The organism is Bradyrhizobium sp. 142 (assembly GCF_023074015.1).
GTDB lineage: Bacteria > Pseudomonadota > Alphaproteobacteria > Rhizobiales > Xanthobacteraceae > Bradyrhizobium.
On the sequence record NZ_JADPKQ010000224.1, the window covers coordinates 83,143 to 101,854 of the forward strand.

Consider the following 18,712-nt stretch of genomic DNA (forward strand, 5'->3'; position numbering starts at 1 on the left):
CGGCGACCACGTGGTTGCCGACAATTTCTAAGTGGATATAGGAATGTCTTGGTACAGCAAGGTTTTCTGGTCGGAAGGTTTGTTTCTGCGGCCGCAGCATCTGCAGCAGAACGACCGCTACATCGAACACTTGCTGGAAAAGCGCGTTCGCTACACAACACCATACCCCTGGGGCTTTGCCCAGCTAGAGATCGATAAAGATCTTACCGAACAGAGCAAATTCGCGGTGCGCAGTGCGTCCGGCGTCATGCCGGACGGTACGCCGTTCGATATCCCTGCGGACAGCCCAATTCCCGATGCGATCGATGTGCCGGAGACGGCCGCGGGCCAGATCGTCTGGCTGATGATGCCGGTCGCGGCGCCAAACACCCGCGAGGTCGATGAGGACCGCACCGACAGCGCCAGTCGTTATGTTCGTACTTCGGAAACCTTCATTGACTCGACCTCGGCGCTACGCATCGAGGAAGAGATCGACATCGCTTATCCCAGGCTGTCGTTCGAACTGCGTAAAACCAGCAAGCCGGGATACATGGGCCTCGGCATCGCGCGCATTCTTGAGGTGCGCGACAAGAATATCCTGTTCGACGACAAGTTTGTGCCGCCGATGCTGGTCTGTGCCGCGCATCCGATCATCGATGGCTGGCTCAACCGCATCATCGGCTGGGTTGAGACTAAACTCGACGAGCTGGCGCGTTACGCGGTCGATCCGTCATCCGGCGGTGGGTTGCAGAGCGTCGACTATCTGGTCCTGCAAGTGCTGAACCGTACCATTCCCGTGCTGACTCATTTCCAGTGCTCCGGCAGCGTGCACCCCGAGCGCCTGTACGAGGAATTGCTGAGGTTCGCGGGTGAACTTGCGACATTTTCCACGGCGGAACGGCGGGCGCGCAACTATCCGGCGTACGATCACGACGATCTCGAGAACGTCTTCACACCCCTGGTGAGCGACATCCAGGACTTTTTGAGCGCGCGGTTGGGCCGGCGGGCGATCCGCCTGGAGATCATCGAGCGCGCACAGAATGCGTTCGTATCGCCCATCCGCGATCGAGCACTATTCCGAAATGCGACCCTGGTGCTGGAGGTTGCCGCACGGCGGCCGCTTGTGGAGATCCAGAACGATTTCCCACACCTCTTCAAGGTTGGACCGAACACCAAGATGAACGAGATCGTGCACGCAAACTTGCCGGGCCTAACGTTGGCGCATTTGCCGACGCCGCCGCCGCATATCCGGGCCATCACGGATCACGTCTATTTCTATCTCGACCGCAAGTCGCCGCTGTGGCCCGAGTTCAGCACGGCGGCCTCGATCGGAATGCACTTCTCCGGCGATTGGCCGGAGCTTGAGCTGTATCTTTGGGCTATCCTGGAAGACAGGCCATGAGCGACAGGGACAAGCCGGTCAATCCTTTCGGTCGGGGAGAACGGACGATCATTCGTCCCAACCCCGGTGGGAAGTTGCCGCCGACGCCGACCTCTCAGCCTCCGCCGGGCGAGGGGCCTGCAGCACGTCCGGCCTATTCGCCATCACCCGTACCTTCTCCCGGCGCACCAGCGTCACCATCGTCCTTTTCGCCCGTTCCACAGGGCTCGAACTACGCTTCCGCGCCGGCCAGCCATCCAGCCGAGGAATGGATATCGACACCCGCGCAAGGCCAGGCACCGCAACCCATGTTGCCGCCAGGGCCGCCGTTGCGCGTTGACGATCTGGTCGCGCCAAATGCCAACCCGGTGATGCGCGCTGCGGGTCCGTTGCTGCAGCTCCTCGGTCGGTTGCGGGTGGCCCTCATGCGCGCGTCATTCGCGAGCCTGATGGAGCAGGTCGCAGACGCCATCAAGTTCTTTGAGAAGGACATCCGTTCAGCAGGCATTTCCGAGCACCAGGCCAACACAGCGAAATACATCCTGTGTGCCACTGCCGACGATATCGTGCAGCACATCCCAACCGAGGAGCGTCACGTCTGGACGCAATATTCGATGCTGAGCCGGTTCTTCGGCGAGCGTGTCGGCGGCGTCCGCTTCTTTGAGATCCTCGACCATTTGAAGGTTGATCCACTGGTCAACTATCCGGTCCTCGAACTTCAGCACGCCTGCCTTGCGCTTGGTTTTCAGGGTATCCACCGGACCTCAGGGGGCGGACTTGCGAACCTGCAGCTGATCCAGCGCAACCTCTATGAATTGCTGCGCCGGGTCCGACCGAAGACGATGAGCGACTTGTCGCCCAACTGGCGCGGGCAGGCGCTGGCGGGGCGCCGACAGCGTCTGCGCGTTCCGGTCTGGCTCGTGGCGGCCGTCGTCGCCGCGCTGCTGACTGGGTCCTATTTCGTCCTGCGGACGCTCCTCGCTGGCCGAGCAGAGAATGCTGCCGAGGTGGCGCTCGCGCTCCATCCGGCCGGGCCGATCGAGCTCAAGCGCCAGGTCGTTGCACCGCCGCCGCCGCCTCCGCCTCCGCCGCCACCGGATCGCATCACCCAGTTGCAGCGCATCCGCAACGCGCTCGCGAAGGAGAACACCGCCTGTGCCATGACGGCGGACCAGACCCCCAGTTTCATCGTGATCAGGGTCTGCGACCTGGCCTTGTTTGCATCGGGCCAGGCGACCATCCTCGACGGCTTCAAGCCGATCGCACTCCGCGTCGTAGCAACCCTCGACAAGGAGCCGGGACGGATCCGGGTCGTCGGCCATACCGACAGTTCGCCGATCCGCACAGTCCGCTTCCCGACAAATTTCGAGTTGTCGGTCGAGCGCGCCAAGGCGGTTGCCGCGGCACTGAAGCCTGGCTTGACCGATGGTTCGCGCGTCGACGTCGAGGGCAAAGGAGCAGATGCGCCAATCGCCAGCAACACGACACCCGAGGGACGCGCCAAGAACCGGCGCGTCGAGATCTTTATCGAACGCAGCGAATAGGCAGATACCGCCGGGTCAGGTGGTTTGCGACAGGTACGGTTAGATGCTTGCCAAGGACATTCTCCGCATCGTTCTCTACGGAGTCGGGCTCAGCTCGCTCGGAGCGGTGATCTATTTCGCCGGTCCCTTCATCGCGTTCGGCGACTGGCGGCCGCTGGAGAACCATATCGTCCGGCAGATCGCTATTCTGCTGCTCACCACGGTCGTGGCAGGCATCGTTGGCCTCAATCTGTTCAAGCGGCGCACGCGCGCCAAGGAGATTGCCGATGGCATCGCTGGTGCGGATCAGCCCGTTAGCGATGAGCCGGTGCTTAAGGAGCGCATGAAGGATGCGCTCGCGACGCTGAAGACCGCCAGCGGCAACAAGTCGGGCTATCTCTATGATCTGCCCTGGTACGTCATCATCGGTCCGCCCGGCGCCGGCAAGACCACGGCGCTGGTCAATTCCGGGCTCAAATTTCCGCTCGCGCGCGGGGCGACGCCCGCGGCGATCGCGGGAGTCGGCGGTACCCGCTACTGCGATTGGTGGTTTACCGAGGAGGCGGTGCTGATCGATACCGCGGGCCGCTACACTACCCAGGATTCCAATAGCAAGGCCGACAGGGACAGCTGGCTGGCGTTCCTGGACATCCTGAAGAAAAGCCGGTCGCGCCAACCGATCAATGGCGTCCTTGTCGCCATCAGTATCGAAGACATCCTGACGCTTCCGAAGCAGGAGCTCGCACTTCACGCCGATGCCATCAGGATGCGCCTGCTCGAGCTACATCAAAGACTCAAGGTCAGCTTCCCGGTCTACGCGCTATTTACCAAAGCCGATCTCGTTGCCGGCTTCACCGAATATTTCGCCTATCTCGGGGAGGTCGGCCGCCGCCAGGTCTGGGGTGCCACGTTCCAGACCGCCGACAAGACCCAGAATCTCGTGGGGCAGATCCCGGTCGAGTTCGACCGTTTGCTGGAGCGCCTGAGCGAGGAGACGCTCGACCGTCTGCAGGACGAGCCAACGCCCCAGCACCGCGTGCAATTATTCGGCTTTCCGGCACAGATGGCGCGGCTCAAGCCCCAGATCCACGATTTCCTCAATCAGATCTTCGAGCCGACGCGCTATCACGTGAACGCGAACCTGCGCGGATTCTACCTTACCTCGGGTACGCAGCAGGGCACGCCGATCGATCAATTGATCGGGTCGCTGGCACGTACGTTCGGCGCTGAGGAGGTCGGTTCCGGATCCTATTCGGGCACGGGCAAGAGCTTCTTCCTCGCCGATCTGATTTCCAAGGTCATCATCGGCGAAGCCGACTGGGTCTCGACCGACCGTGCCGCGGTGCGCCGCGCGCTGATCCTGAAAACCGCGGCCCTGTCATTGATCGGCATGGTCTCGATCGGACTGATCGCAGCTTGGCTGATGAGCTACAAGCGGAACTCCGATTTGATCGAGCAAAGCCTGCAGGCGGATAGCGAGTATGCGGCCGCCGGCGCACCACTTATCAAGCAGACGTTGATTGCCGATCATGATCTCGACAAGGTGTTGCCCCTACTCTACCGGCTGCGCAACGCCCCGGCAGGCTACGGATCGCGCGGCGAGTCGGTGCCTCTGTCGGCTCGCTACGGGCTCAGTCAGCACGCCCGGCTGCTGTCGCCCTCGAAGGCGGCCTATCATACGGCGCTTGAGCGCATGTTCCGTCCGCGCCTGCTGTATCGCCTGGAGGAGCAGCTAAATGCACGCATAAACGAGCCTGCCTTCGTCTATGAGGCGCTCAAGGTGTATCTGATGGTCGGCGGCCTGCAGTCGCCGGACCGCGAGCTGATCCGCTCCTGGATGCAACGTGACTGGGCGGATAACCTTTATCCTGGCGCCACTAACGCGGAAGGGCGGCGTCTGCTCGACGAGAACCTCGTGGCAATGTTCGATCTCGAGACCGAACAGCAGCCGCTGGTCGAACTCGACGGCCGGTTGATCAAGCAGGCCCAGAGTTCCTTGGCGCGCCTGAGCGTGTCGCAACGTGCCTACGAGTTTCTGAAATCGGAGGCTCGCGCATCGATCGCTGGCGACTGGATCGCCAGCCGCCATGGCGGACCCGACATGGGTGTCGTGTTCGAAACCACGACGGGGCAGCCTTTGGACGCCGTGCGGGTACCTGAGTTCTTCACGTATAACGGCTTCCATCAGAAGTTCGTTACCCGGCTGTCCGGATTGTCTGAGCGGATGAAGCGGGAGCGATGGGTTTTGGGGGATGCCGGCCAGCAGTCGGCCATCGACCAGCAGTACGACAATCTGGCCGGCGATCTGCTCAGCATCTATTCCAACGATTTCGTGACGACCTGGCGAACGGCGCTCGGGAGCCTGCGACTGAAGAAGCTGCTCGCCGACAAGCCAAAATATGAGGTGCTGCGGGCGCTTTCGGCGCCGACCTCGCCGATGCGGCAAATTCTGGAATCGCTGCGCGACGAGACGGTGCTCACCAAGGAACGGGCGAAGCCGGCGAACGCTTCGGCCCCAGCTGCCGCACCGGCGCCAGCACTCTTCACGAATGCCCAAGATGGGCCGCCTGGCGCGATGATCGAGGCGCAGTTCAAACCTTACCACGCGGCGCTCGAAGGCGAGAGCACCCGCCGGCCGATCGACTCGACCGTCTCGAACCTGAACGACATCGCTCAGAATCTGACGCTGATCATCGAGAATCCCCAACTGACCGCACAGGCCACAGCTGCGCTTCAGACTCAGGTCGCAGCGCTCCGCAACAATGCCTCGCGCATGCCGCCGCCATTCTCCGATATGCTGCGAGCAGCAGCCGCGGAGTTCGAAGGCAGCATCGCGGCTTCAACCGCCGGGCAAATCCTGCAAACATTGCGGGATCAGGTCACGCCGATCTGCCAACAGACCGTGACCAACCGGTACCCGTTTATCCGCAGCAGCGGCCAGGAAGTACCGCTGGCAGATTTTGCCAAATTGTTCAGTCCGAATGGCGTTATGGACAAGTTCTTCACCCAGTACCTCGCACCTTATGCCGACACGTCGCGGTCGGACTGGGCTTGGCGAAAGGAGAGCCCCGTTGGCCGGTCGTTCTCGCCCGACACGCTCAAACAATTCCAGAATGCGGCTTATATCCGGGATGCGTTCTTTCAGACGGGCGGCGGTGTGCCCGCCGTTTCATTCGCGATCCGACCCCCCGGGGCACCGGGGCCAGGCGTGATAGTTAAGACCGAGATCGGCGGCACCACGATTGCGAGCCCAACCATTCCCGGATCAGCCCCTTCGTCCTTGTTCGGCGGTCCGCAACCTACGCCACCGCCACAGCCGCAGAGCAACTCGCCAACTACGGTCCTATGGCCGGGCCCATCGCCGCGGACGGCAATTTCAGTCAGCAACGACACCGGCCCGCCATCCGTGCTTGAGCGCATCGGTCCTTGGTCGTTGTTCCGGATGCTGGAGGCGGGATCGTTGGTGGCGAAGGCGGAGACTGCCAGCGCGACTTTCATCGTCGCCGGGCGCGAGCTCAACTATCAGATTTCGACCGGATCATTGCGCAATCCGTTGAACCTGTCAGTGCTCCGCGAGTTTCGTTGCCCGACCGGAATATGACCATGCGTTGCGGTTTATTCGGCAAGATCGGCGCGAAGCGCGATTTCATCGCGATCGCGACTCCGCGCAGTTTTCTCGAAGCATGGGAGCCGTGGGTGCAGGCTGCGGTGTCGGCAAGTCGCCACCAGCTTGGTTCAGGCTGGCAACAGGCCTTCCTGACCGCGCCGGTTTGGCGATTCTGGCTCGGCGCTGCAATCTGCGGCACCACGGTGGCGGGTGCGATCATGCCCTCGCTCGACGGGGTGGGGCGGTACTATCCATTGACCCTGCACGTGGTGACGGACGAGGGTGCCTTGCTTCCGCCGCCGAATGTTGATCCGCAGGAGGAGTGGTTCGGGCAAGCGGAGACATTCCTGCTCGCGACCCTGGATCGGTCCGCAACCTTCGAGCAGATCTCGGAGGCACTCGATCGTCTCACGATGCCACGGCTGCAGGCGACCGTCGCCGACGATCCGCCGATCACGTCGCTCGGGGCCGCAGCAATGGGGGGGCCTTCGGCAGTCGACGCATTCGCGGGGGCGTTTGCCGCACTTTGCGCCGCCAACCCACAGGTCTACGCCGCGGCCAGCTTCTGGTGGACCACCGGAGGCGACGACTTTCCGCCAATGGCGCTGTGCTACCGCGGATTGCCGGATCCATTTCACTATTCCACGCTGCTGACCGGCGATCTCGACGGCGCCGCATCCGGGACAGGATGACCCGTGATGGTACACATGCCATACTTGTTCGATGTCGGTAGCGTCACCCACGCCGGACGGGTCCGGACGCGGAACGAGGATTCTTATCTGGTACGAACCGACGTCGGCCTGTGGGCGGTTGCTGATGGTATGGGCGGTCATGAGGCCGGCGATCTCGCCAGTCGCATCGTGGTGCAGTCGCTCGATGTGATCGGGGCGCCAGAGTCCGCCGCGGACCTGCTGGCACAATGCGAGGAACGGCTGTTCAGCGCAAACCAGCAGATCCTGGCGCTTAGTCAGGAACGACAGGGTGCCACCGTCGGGACTACAGCTGCGGTTCTGCTCGTGCGCGACGGCTATTATGCCTGCATATGGGCGGGCGACAGCCGGGTCTATCTGATCAGCCGCGGCGGCATTACACAGGTGTCCCGTGACCACAGCGAACTGGAGAATTTGATCGCGGAAGGTGCGCTGTCGCGCGAAGATGTGAAGGACTGGCCAAGCAATGCCATTACCCGGGCCGTCGGCGTCGCCGATAATCCGGAGTTCGAGGTGGTTACAGGCCCGGCCGAGCCGGAGGACATCTTCGTGATTTGCAGCGATGGCCTGACCAGGCACCTGCAGGACGATGAGATCCTGCAGCACGCGGCCACGCGACGGGCTCAGGCGGCCTGCGATGACATGCTCGCGCTGGCTCTTGATCGCGGCGGGCTCGACAACGTGACGATTGTGATCGTGCGGCTGCTTATGCCGCAATGCAGCGAGCCGACGAGATCGCCGCTCGATCGGGAGCCGCAACCATGACGCCGAACGATCCGTTCCGATCGTCCTACCGCGGTGTGCCGCCCGGCACCCGGCTCAACGGCATCTACGAGATCGAAGCGGTGATCGGCGCGGGCGGCATGGGTGAGGTCTACAAATGCCGCGAGATCCAGACCGGATCGCCGGTTGCGGTGAAAATGCTGCTGCCCGACATGGTCGACAACGAGGCGGCGCTCGCGCTGTTCCGGCGAGAGGCCGCGGCGCTCCACAATCTTCCGCACGACGCGATCGTTCGCTACTTCCTGTTCACCGTGGAGCCGGTGCTGCAGCGACCGTATCTAGCGATGGAGTTCGTGAACGGCCGCTCGCTCTCGAACATGCTCGAGGAGGGGCCGTTGACCTTCGAGGCGCTAGTCAAGCTGATGCAGCGCGTCGCATCGGGCTTGGACGCTGCCCATGAGCACGGCATCATCCATCGCGACGTTTCCCCGGACAACATCATCGTCCCGCTCGACGATGTCAGGCGGGCCAAGATCATAGACTTCGGCATCGCCCGGTCGACCCAGATGGGTGACAAGACAATCATCGGCTCGGGCTTCGCTGGCAAGGACAACTACGCATCGCCGGAACAGGTCGGGTTGTACGGCAATGAGGTCACCGCGAAATCCGATATCTACAGCCTCGGTCTCGTGCTGTTCCATGCGCTGACCGGACAGAAGCTCGACATGGGCGGCAGCCAGTTTCAACTGGTGGAGAAGCGCCGCCGTGTGCCCGATCTCGGTGCGGTGGATATGCGCATCCGGCCTTTGCTGGAGCGGATGCTGCAGCCCGATCCGGCATTGCGTCCGACTATGGCGGAGGTCGCCAACTGGAGGCCGACCGGTTCGGCACCCGCAACGCCGTTGTACGGCTTCGATCCGCTGTGGCGGCCGGAGAACGCGGCGTCTGTGCCGCAGGACAGGGTGCCATCGACTGCGCAGAGATCGCGCGGCCTCTGGCTGGGGGCGGGTGTCGTGGCGGTTCTGCTCCTGCTTGGTGGGGGCGGATATGCCTTCTACAGGCTGGTCTGGTCGGTGACCGGCGTGGCCGCCTTGCCGCCACCTCCGAAACTCGCCGGAACAAATCCGCCGCCGAAGGTCGAGCCTGGTGGACCGCAGGCCGGACGCCAGGAGCCAGTGAAGCTGCCCGCGCAGCCAACGGTGACACCGTCTCCGGCGCTCGATGGGCCGGGGCGAGCCGAGCGCATCCGTAAATATGTGGCCGAGTATTCTGGCGGTGACTGCTTCTTTATCCTGCCGGTTGCCGTGAGCCAGAACGCCGCCGTCATCGAGGGCTTCGGCGCCTCGACCGCCCCGTTCGATAGCTTCGACAAGGCGTTCCGGCGTGAGCAGGGCTTCGAGGCCTCGGTCGGCGTCAGGCAGGTGACTGAGGCGCAATGTCCGGCCGTCAAGTTCTTGAGCCAAGTCGGGAGCGATCAGGCGAGAGCGCCGCGCATCAACCTGTCGGCGACAGAGCTGAAGGCCGGCGAAACTCTCAACGGGACCGTCGAGAACTTCGCCAACCGCGTGGTGGAACTGCTGATGGTGTCGGATCGCGGCGAGGTCCAAAGCCTGTCTTATCTTCTCAAGCCGGGCATTGATTCGCTCTCGTTCACGCTTCCGACAGGGCGCGCGAGCGGTCCGCAACTGCTGTTGGTCGTGGCGACCCCGCAGGTTTTGGACTCGTTGCGCCAGCCGCGACCGATGGCGGCCGACACATTCTTCCTGCAGGCGCTGAGCGAAGCCCACCGCAACAAGATGACGATCGTCGCGGCCGCGCGCTACGTGCTGCTCACGAACTGATCGGCGCACTCAGAACTTTCCGATCACCAGGATCTTCAGGTCGGCATCCGGCTTGAAATCGCCTGCCGTGTATTCAAGCGTGCTTCCGGCGGAGGATGCCTTGAGTCGCCCCGGACAGAAGCTCACCAAGCGGTCGCTGTCGCCTGGGTCGATCGTCAGCTTGAACGACCGGATCGGCCCGGCCCAGTTCGCGCCAGTCTTGAGCACGTATGATATGCGCCGCTCCTGCAGCTTCGCGGTGTTGACCTGGCTGCTGCCTGCACGTTTGTCGAGCTCGGCGAGGAAGGCATCCTGGACGCAGTACTCCTTCCGATAACGCGCGACTTCCCGACTGAGAGCGCTACTCCTGCGCAAGCTCGAGCGCAGGATGGTGTCGGGGCTGGAGCCGACACTCGGCCGATACTGGTGTTCGACGATGACGGTGCGAGAGGGCGGAAACACCTGCTTGCGCACCGCCGCAGTCTTGATAACCCAGCCCGGCGCATATTGTTGCCGACCGTTGTCGCTCATGCCAGCAGGCATCACAAGCCCGCCGTCCACGAGCCGGGTTCGGGTCGCCGCCGGCAGGTCGGCCACCCGGATGTCGCGGCCACCGATCGGCAGCAGCGGCAGCTTGAGCTCACGGAGCAGGGCGCTGACATCCTTGTTGCCGACCATAGCATGCTGATCGATGGTCAGCGGTGCCGGGCTGCCGTCGACTTTGGTCTCGAAGTCGACGAAGTTGATCGGATCGTCTGACGGCAGCGCAATGTTCTCGGCCTCCGAAAGGTCGATGTCGGGCAGCGGAAAGGCAACAGTGAGCGCAACCGGCTTGGTGGTGACGTTGGTGAATTGGTAGCGAACACTGATCCTGTCGAGCCCGATACGAAGCTCCTCGCTCTCCATGGCCACGTCGTTGGTGCGAACGAACTGGAGCCCGCCGATCGACAATTCGGCGGCCGAGTCGTTGGCGCGCGCCGGCGAGCCGGTCGCAACCAATAGCGCGACCATCAAGGTCCGTACCCCGAACGGCAGTCGGGTCAATGGTCTGTTCACCATGCCAGCCTCAATGCGGCGTCGCAGCATATGCCGGTTCCATCCGGCGGTCAGTCAATCGCCCGGTAAAGATCGCCCCACTCTGATTTCCAGACGCCATCTGGATCGCACACCACGATCGCGAGCTTGACGTCGTTGGCGAGCCGGACCGCGCCGCGAAAGGCGTCCTGGGCCGGCATCGGGGCGCTGACCTGGTCAGTGGTCAGCCGCCCCCCGCTCGCGGCGGCCGGCAGCACCATCGATCCGGAGACGCCGTCACTGTCGCGCTTAAGGACCAGCGTGATCGCGTCAGGCTGGACCTCGTTGACCTGCTCAAATCTATTTCTGGCCATGGTTTTGCACCGCACGCTGAAGCAGTTCGGACTATCACCGTACAGTGATAGAATTGAACGCGATTGAGATTGCTTACCACTAATTGACGCGCCGCATTAACGGCATCTCGGATTAGTCGATCCGGCGCGGCAATCGGTTCGGGGTACATCGAGGCGAACATGCTTCGTCCAACTCATTGGATCTGGGTATTCATCGTTGGCGCTGGCATGTTCGTATCCAGAGCGCATGCCGACGATACTGTCGTACGGAGCTTTGCCGGCGGCTCGGCCGCTTCTATGGTCGGCGTTGTCCCGGCCAGCGAGGACGTGGAATTCGCGGGCCCGCAAGCGCTGAGTGCCGACGGGCAGGGCAACCTGTTTGTGCTTGATCAGGTCAACGGCCGCATTCTCCAGTTCAATCCCAAACAGCCGAATTCTGATCCTGACGTTCTCAATATGCCAAAGGACGTCCAGCCGACCGACCTCGTCGTCCGCAACGACGACATCATGGTTTGGGACGGCGGCGTGCGGACCCTCAAGGCGGCGCCGGGACAATCCACGCGCGGGCTCGGCGGCGACGAGATCCAGCTCGAGGAGGTCTCGAGCCGTGGCACAGATGATCAGGTCGCTGTTTCGGCCTTCGCCCAGATGGGATCGCAGGCGCCCGGCAGCGCAACCGACTTGCTAGATCACAATACCCGAGCGGCCATCATCAAGACGACGCGGCAGCCCGACAGGCAATATGTTGCATCAAGAAGCAAGGGCTCGGTGATCGCCGACATCCTTCCGGACAAGGGCAATGCCAGCGTGCGGATCGAAATCCAAACCATGGTCACCAACGAGACCATTGGCCAGCTCGGCCTGCGCGTGCGCAACCAGCTCGGCACGGTGGAGTTTCTCGAGATTGATAACAGCGACCGGTTCTACGTGCTGGCCGAGGACATTGCGCCATCTGGGAAGAACGCCTCCACATTCGTCGTGCGGTATGCTGCGAACGGACGCCTCGAGGGAATTTACGAGCTGCCTTTGGAGAATACCCCGCTGACCAGACGGTTCGTGACGGTCTCGGGCGATGGCGATGTCTATTTCCTGCGGACCAAGCCGGACGGTATCGAAGTGGTTGGCGTTGGCTTCCGTCCCTTGGGCAACGTTTCGGTCATCGACGTGCGGCCGTCGCGAACAGCAGGCGCGCCGGCGGCACAGCCCGACGTGAAGTTCAACGCGACGGCCGCCGTGCGGCCGTCCAATCGCCAGCAGGCGATCGAGACCGCGTTTGCATTCGAGGGCGTTCAGTGGAAGCTGACGCAAGCGAGTTACGGCAGCGATCCGGACAGCCAATGCAGCGGCTTCAACCGTATTCGCCGGCCGTGGTACCTCCAGGGCAAGGTGAACCAGGAGGTGCGCGGCGTACCCTATTGCTGGGGCTGCCACGGTTCCCTCGCAAACTTCCGGCAGCGGATCGAGAGCGGGACGCTGGCTGGCAATGTCTGCACCCGCAACGCGCCGCGGCCGGATGTGGCGGGCGTTGACTGTTCGGCCTTCGTCAGTGCCGCCTGGGGACTCTCCGTCCACTACACGACCGCCGCCATCCCCGCGATCGCAGCACCCGTGGCAAATCCTTGGGACCTGAAGCCTGGTGATGCGCTGAATAAGCCGGGCTCGCACGTGATGTTGTTCTTGCGGTTCACGCCTGATCGCAAGGCTGAGGTGATGGAATCCTCGACCGGTGGCTGTAACGGCCGCGTCTGCCGCAACGTCTATCCATTGGCGAGCCTGCTCGCGCGCGGCTACGCTCCAGTCCGCTTTCGTGCCTTTGCGGATGATCAGACGACGGTTTCGGCGAGCGCCTTTGAAGAGACCGAGGCGCCGGTGGGCCGCAAGACGGCAAGCAAGAGGCGCTGAACCACGTGGGTCGTTCGCGCTACGAATGGGTAGGCATGAAGGCGAGGTGGATCACGATGCGAATGCCCAGAGGACTTGATTGCAAGATCGGACGGCTATGCGCCACTGTCGGACTCGCCGCGTTAATGGGTCTGGCTACTCCGCACGCGCATGCGGCGGGCGGCCTATCGATCAGCAATCCTGACGGGGCAGCCGTGCGCGCGCTCGTGATAGGCGTCGATGACTACCAGCACGTGCGAAAGCTGAAGGGTGCGGTCGCCGACGCCACGGACATCGTGTCCAGCTTGAAGTCTATGGGTGTTGGCGATGTGGTCGAACTGACCAACGCGCAGGCCGACAGAGCAAGCGTCCTGCGCGAGATCAGCGCACTCGTAGAGCGAACAAAGAGCAACGACATTATCTTTCTGTCGATCGCCGGTCACGGCACCCAGGAGCCGGAGCGCGTCAAAGGCTCGGAACCCGATGGGATGGAGAACGTGTTCCTGTTGCCGGGCTTCGAAACCACACCAGCCGGGTCCGTTGAGCGCATTCTGGGCGGCGAGTTCAATCATTTCATTCGGCAGTTCGAGCTGCGTGGTGCCAAGGTGATCTTCGTGGCTGACACCTGCCATGGAGGCGGAATGGTGCGCGATATCGATCCGCGTGCTGCGGAGATGAGCTTCCGGCAGGTGCCGCGCTACACGTTGCTGGTCGACGAACTGAAGCCGGTATCAGACAGCAATGATCCGAAGTCCGAGCTCGACCTCGACCACACGGCGTTTCTGGCTGCGGTTGATCGCTACACCAAGGCGCCGGAAGTTCGGATTCCCGGGATAGATGGCCTGCGCGGGGCTCTCAGCTATGCCGTCGCGCGGGCGGTGGAGGGGAGCGCGGACATCAATCACGATGGGAAGGTGACGCTCAAGGAGCTCTTCAGCAATGTTCGGCAGGTGGTCTATCAGCTCTCGGACCAGCGCCAGAGCGTCGTGACGATATCATCGCCGGCCCAGACTCCGGAAACCGACGTCGCCTTCGAACTGACGCGTGGTGTGGTGCTGATCCAAGGGCCGGCGGCGAGAGCGGGAGCGGCGGCGCCCGTTGAAGGACAGGCGCCTGGGTCATCGGCTGCCACGGCCAAGGCACCAACCGTTCCGCGCCTTGCCGCTGCGCCCAATGCAGGTCCGATCGGTGAAGCTCCGGGCAGTGCCGCGCCGACCAGTGCCTCGCCATCGCTCCTCCGCCTCGCGTCGCCGATCCGACTGGCAGCTCTCGACGGCAAGACCAACTATTTCGCGGGCGTGACGGCGAAGGATGTCACGATAAAGGCCGTTCAACCGACGGACAATCCCGACCTGATCTGGGATCCTGTGTCCCACGACGTGATCGCCTGGGGTGATGTAGTCGCCTATGGGGTGGACGTTGCCGGGTTGCCGACGGTGGTCGACCGGACCGCAGCAATCCGTGAACTCAAGCGCATGGCAACCCGGTCGCCGCAGATGATGCGTATCTGGCCGGATGATCGACAGCAGCGCGCTGGTCAGACTGTCGAAGTTGACTTGTCTGACGTGGCATCACGGGCGGTACTGCTGTTCAATGTGTCCGGCGACGGTACCATCCAAATGTTGTATCCGGTGGGTTCTGATGCTGCGCTCGCCCTATCGGCGAGCTTGCGTCTACCGCTCAGGGTGGGTGAGCCGTTCGGTGCGGAGCAGATCGTTGCAGTGACCTCGCAGCAGCGCATGGTCGATCTTGAGAAGGTCCTGATGCAGCTCAACCGGCGCCGTGCCTCAGGGCAGGTGATCAAGGGCCTCGAGCGCTACTTGCCTGCGGACGCGCGGATCGCCTCGATCGGCTTTTTCAGCGCTCCCTGATGTCTGGGGGAAGCAGGCCATGCCATCATCTAAGTCGGTCCACAAGGAGCGATCATGGCTCGCGCTTCTGCTGCTGATGGCGGGAACCGGGGCTGGGGCCGCAGCACCGCTGCCATCGGCATCGCTGCATGTCATCACGACGAGCGCACCATGGCTTTGGCCCGTACAGGCGGCACGTGGGAAAGCCGATACCGCAAGTGTGTCCCTTGAGATCCTGCCGAGTCAGACCGTCAGCGTCGGCGGCAAGGTGTCGTTCGGTGTGACCGTCAGGAAGCCGGGATATCTCATCCTTGTCGATGTCGATGCGGAAGGGCGGATGTCCCAGATCTTTCCGACTCCCGAACTATTGGCGCAGCCGGACGGACGCGACATCAATCTCGTCAAGCCTGGCGTCGAATTCATTGTCCCGACCCTAGCGGCGCGGCAGCGTGGTTTTGAGTATGTCGTCGCACCGCCGACCGGGTCCGCAGTGATAGTTGCGATCCTGAGCGAGCGGCGTGTGCAACTGCTCGATTTGCCCGACTTGCCCCGCAAGCTCCAAGGCCAGGCCGAGGCGTTGAGCTATCTATCGGCGTGGACCAGCGAGCTTCGCGTGCCGGACAGCAGCAGCGGAAAATTGGTGTCGAACAATTGGTCGTTCGACGTCAAATCCTATTCCATCAAGTAAGCCAAGCCGCTGCAAGGAAAGTGCTTGGCGAGATTAAAGCTTGCTCAGCCGGCTGAGAAAGCCACCCCTGGCGATCATGTAATGAATGTCCTTCGGAAAGGGAAAAGCATCGCGAACGTTGGAGATCGCGTGTTGGAGGAACTCCCCGTGCTGTGGCGATGGCTTGTGGTTCAGCCGGGGCTGGTCGGCGACCTGCGGAATCATGAAGCGATCCACGAAAGCAGGATCCAGATCGTTGACTCTGACCATCTGGCCAAATGCCGGGAATTGGTCGTAATGACCGACGCTAACGCTGAGACTCTTGAGAGCAGGGCGCTGGGGCTGCACCTTATTGCCGTCGATCGTCGCCATCCCTCGTCCGATCAGGTCGAGCTTCACGGATTGCGGGAGAGTTGACGGACCATACACGATCTCGAGCGTGCAACCGTTCTGTCCCGACAGCCACTGGTACCAGAACGTAGCATCGTCGGGCTTTGCTTTGACTCCGTAGAGGCAGTCGAATCCCCAACAAGCCGTGAGCTTTGGCTGATACCTTCCGAGGGTTCCGACGAGATGGCGCATTGCGTTGCCGCCGCCCGAGTGGCACGCAAGGATGAGCTTGCCGATCTGGAGTTGGGGAATGGACGTGGAGGAGCCACCCAGAAACTTGGCAAGCGCCCCAAGGATCTCCTCAAGGTAGCGTTCGCCCCAGTTCGGGGCCGCCAGATCCTTCACGTTGTAGTTTCCGGCAAAGCCGTCGCCAAGGGCATATTCGTAGCCCAGAAATGGCGCAATAAGCACAATGTCCTTGCCGGAATCCCGCACCTGTTCACGCAGCCGCGCAGGATCGACGTGAAACAGGAATTCATGGTCTTTGACGTAGAAACCGTGCAGCCAGATCACGACATCGAACTTGGTCGCGGCTGATGCGTGCTTGGGCGGAAGATAGACCGCCGTCGGCTTCATGCCGGGCGCCAGCCGTTTCGTGAAGAGCGTCACCCCTGGAAAGGCGTTGGCGTCCTTCTGCTCAAGCTCACATGCCACCACGCAGGTCGCTCCGCTTCGGCCAGGTCAGACAAAAGCTCGTCGCGCCGAGCCGAGGTTATGCTCTGCGGCCCGGCACGCTCGAGATAATCCCGCGCCCCAATAGCTCCTGATAACGCGGAGGTGGCCTTCCGCGCCGCGTTAGTTGCAGACCTCGGCATTCGGATCGGCGTGGGGGCCACCTCCGCCGCGGTATTCGAGATGACAGCCGCGCCTGACGGGGCGGCACATGAGGCTGTTACAGTAGATCTGCCCTGCCGCGCCTGATGCGCTGCGCCTAGAACCATCCGCCTGCGGCTTCTGGCTCGCCGGTCGCAGCGGAACGTCCGCTGTCGGCTGCGGACTCTCGCGGGCCGAACGATCAGCGCGCGACGGGCGATCATCCGTATTGCGCTTGGCAACCGGTTTCTTCCCGCGCCGCTTCTCGCATTCGTTGTCGTCGTTGAGGAATGAGCCCTCTGCGCAGGTGATCTTGCTGCACTGGTCGCCGTCAGCTTTGTAGCCATGGTCACAGATCAGTGGACAGACGCGCGACGCCTTGAGTTTGATCGCGTCAAGCGCGTCAAGACTTGCAAGCTTGGCGTCAAATTTGGTTCCCGTGTACCGGTTGAAAAGGGCCAGCGATCGCTGCGAAGCCGCATTCCATTGGCCATCGGCGGCCCCGGCGAAACAGCCGACGCGACTCAATTCGCTTTGCACGGACTTGGCGATATCGGCCTTGGCGATATCGGTCTGGCGCGGCTCCTCACTCAGCCCGGCGAGCTTGACGGCGTTGTCACCCTGCACGGATGCGGCAGGCTTATCCGCAGCCGCATTCTCAAGAGACGGCTTATTCCCAGAGAGCGCGGCGACTATTGCTGTTTCGGATGCAGTCCGCTTCCGCTCGGCCTCGGCTGCCTGCTCCTGCGCCGCCTGCTTTATCCTTTCGGCAGCAATACGGGCCTCTTCCGCAGCCTTGAGATCCGCAGCCGCCTTTTCCTGGTCGGCACGATGGGCGCCTTCAGACACAAGCCGGGCTTGTTGATGTTCGGCCTGCCGCGCTTTCTCGGTCGCCGCGACGCGCGCGTCCTCGGCGTCGAGCTGCCTAAGCTGCAGCTTGGACAGATCTGCGTAATATCCGTCCGGATGCTGGGCCAGGAACGCGCTCAGGGCGGCCTTGTTGCGCAGCTGCAAGGCCAACTCGTAATCACGACGAACCTCCGACTGGGAGTTGGCCGGCTGCGTCGGCGTCTCTGCCTTGGGAGCAGGAACCAGCGCAACGTCCTCGCCGCCGAGCGAGCCGTACACGTAGGGCTCCTGTCGGTTGCCGGTGGCCTGCAAGACGTCATCGCGGATGAAGCCGAAGGCCCTGCGTAAATCGAGTCCCGGCTTTGCAATATACTTCACGAGTGCTGCCGCGTAGGGACTGTTCTTGCTGTTGCCGTCGAGCGCCGTCAATCCGGCTTTCGCGGCAAATGCGATCAGCGTATTGGACACCGTGGGTTCAACCCGGGCCAGCCCTCGGCTGATCGATCTCGAAGCAACCGTTCGTTTCATCGTGTCGGCGAAAGGATTGTTGCGGCACGCATCGACGATCACAACCCGCAACTGCCTCGCCGGTTCGATTGCGAGCAAGACGCGGTCGAGCGAGAACGTCTCGTCGTAGATATCCGTGTCGCGTTCAAGCTTCGCATCCGTCGGGATCAGATAGTTTGTCCCGTCGATCTCGATACCGTGACCTGCGTAGTACACCAGGGCTACGTCGGCGTCGCGCGCCTGATCGGCGAATTCTCGCAGTGCGCGCCTCATCTCGGTCGCTGCTAGGTTGAGCCTGGAGTCAACGACATCAAAACCGGCGCCCTTCAAGGTCGCAGCGATGGCTGCAGCATCGTTAGCCGGATTTGGGAGCAGTGGAGCGTTTTGATAGGTGGAATTGCCGACCACCAAAGCCACGCGCTTTGTCGCCCAAGCTGGCTGACAGGCCAGGAACAGTGAAGCGGCAAGAAGAAGCAAAATTCGAAGGTGCCTGTATAATCTCATGGCGAACATCCAACCTATGCCCATAGAATGGTAACATCGCGAAGATGGCCGCCCAGAATCCTCACTTAAATAATTCGCAAGCTACTGGCTGCCACATCTCCGTACAGTACCAATATCGAGACCAATCCATTCCTAGTGTTG

13 protein-coding genes are annotated in these 18,712 nt (G+C 62.4%); 9 read left to right on the forward strand and 4 right to left on the reverse strand.

The genetic code is table 11. The features are described from left to right. Positions 1 to 43: 43 nt before the first annotated feature. The 6 genes from tssK (at position 44) to IVA82_RS20990 (ending at position 9,764) form a co-directional block, all read left to right on the forward strand. Entirely contained in the window at positions 44 to 1,381 is a 1,338-nt protein-coding gene (tssK, locus tag IVA82_RS20965) for a type VI secretion system baseplate subunit TssK (protein WP_247388438.1), read from the forward strand. 287 nt (positions 1,382 to 1,668) lie between these two features. Beyond that, positions 1,669 to 2,904, forward strand: a complete 1,236-nt coding sequence (tssL, locus tag IVA82_RS20970) for a type VI secretion system protein TssL, long form (RefSeq protein ID WP_256469686.1) — start codon at positions 1,669 to 1,671, stop codon at positions 2,902 to 2,904. A gap of 43 nt (positions 2,905 to 2,947) precedes the next feature. Beyond that, positions 2,948 to 6,484: a type VI secretion system membrane subunit TssM gene (gene tssM / locus IVA82_RS20975; protein ID WP_247388439.1), complete on the forward strand. Its 3,537-nt coding sequence runs from the start codon at positions 2,948 to 2,950 to the stop codon at positions 6,482 to 6,484. Further along, positions 6,481 to 7,182 (forward strand): type VI secretion system-associated protein TagF, encoded by a 702-nt coding sequence (gene tagF, locus IVA82_RS20980; protein ID WP_346658791.1) that lies wholly within the window; start codon positions 6,481 to 6,483, stop codon positions 7,180 to 7,182. Before tssM ends, tagF begins: the two co-directional genes overlap by 4 nt. A gap of 6 nt (positions 7,183 to 7,188) precedes the next feature. Further along, positions 7,189 to 7,965: a protein phosphatase 2C domain-containing protein gene (locus IVA82_RS20985; protein WP_346658792.1), complete on the forward strand. Its 777-nt coding sequence runs from the start codon at positions 7,189 to 7,191 to the stop codon at positions 7,963 to 7,965. Then, a complete protein-coding gene (locus IVA82_RS20990) occupies positions 7,962 to 9,764 on the forward strand; it encodes a serine/threonine-protein kinase (protein WP_247388441.1) in 1,803 nt (600 codons plus the stop codon). Before IVA82_RS20985 ends, IVA82_RS20990 begins: the two co-directional genes overlap by 4 nt. Positions 9,765 to 9,773: 9 nt before the next feature. Here the strand turns inward: IVA82_RS20990 and IVA82_RS20995 are convergent, their stop codons facing one another. After that, positions 9,774 to 10,802 (reverse strand): DUF4424 domain-containing protein, encoded by a 1,029-nt coding sequence (locus IVA82_RS20995; protein WP_247388442.1) that lies wholly within the window; start codon positions 10,800 to 10,802, stop codon positions 9,774 to 9,776. 47 nt (positions 10,803 to 10,849) lie between these two features. Further along, complete coding sequence (locus IVA82_RS21000) at positions 10,850 to 11,131, reverse strand: hypothetical protein (RefSeq protein ID WP_247388443.1); 282 nt, start codon at positions 11,129 to 11,131, stop codon at positions 10,850 to 10,852. A 159-nt stretch (positions 11,132 to 11,290) separates the two neighbouring features. Between IVA82_RS21000 and IVA82_RS21005 the strand changes: the two genes are divergently transcribed. The 3 genes from IVA82_RS21005 to IVA82_RS21015 are packed head-to-tail and all read left to right on the forward strand — an operon-like array spanning position 11,291 to position 15,529. Then, the gene (locus IVA82_RS21005; RefSeq protein ID WP_247388444.1) at positions 11,291 to 13,012 is read left to right on the forward strand and encodes a hypothetical protein; all 1,722 of its coding nucleotides are present in this window, start codon (positions 11,291 to 11,293) and stop codon (positions 13,010 to 13,012) included. 56 nt (positions 13,013 to 13,068) lie between these two features. Continuing rightward, the gene (locus IVA82_RS21010) at positions 13,069 to 14,862 is read left to right on the forward strand and encodes a caspase family protein (RefSeq protein ID WP_247388445.1); all 1,794 of its coding nucleotides are present in this window, start codon (positions 13,069 to 13,071) and stop codon (positions 14,860 to 14,862) included. Between the two features lie 19 nt (positions 14,863 to 14,881). After that, positions 14,882 to 15,529, forward strand: coding sequence for a DUF4384 domain-containing protein (locus IVA82_RS21015; protein WP_247388446.1), 648 nt, complete (start codon positions 14,882 to 14,884; stop codon positions 15,527 to 15,529). Between the two features lie 33 nt (positions 15,530 to 15,562). On the opposite strand, the gene IVA82_RS21020 is transcribed toward IVA82_RS21015, so the two are convergent. Together IVA82_RS21020 and IVA82_RS21025 are read right to left on the reverse strand one after the other, a co-directional pair. Then, entirely contained in the window at positions 15,563 to 16,474 is a 912-nt protein-coding gene (locus IVA82_RS21020) for a hypothetical protein (protein WP_247388447.1), read from the reverse strand. 219 nt (positions 16,475 to 16,693) lie between these two features. Then, positions 16,694 to 18,580, reverse strand: coding sequence for a caspase family protein (locus tag IVA82_RS21025; RefSeq protein WP_247388448.1), 1,887 nt, complete (start codon positions 18,578 to 18,580; stop codon positions 16,694 to 16,696). Positions 18,581 to 18,712 lie beyond the last annotated feature (132 nt).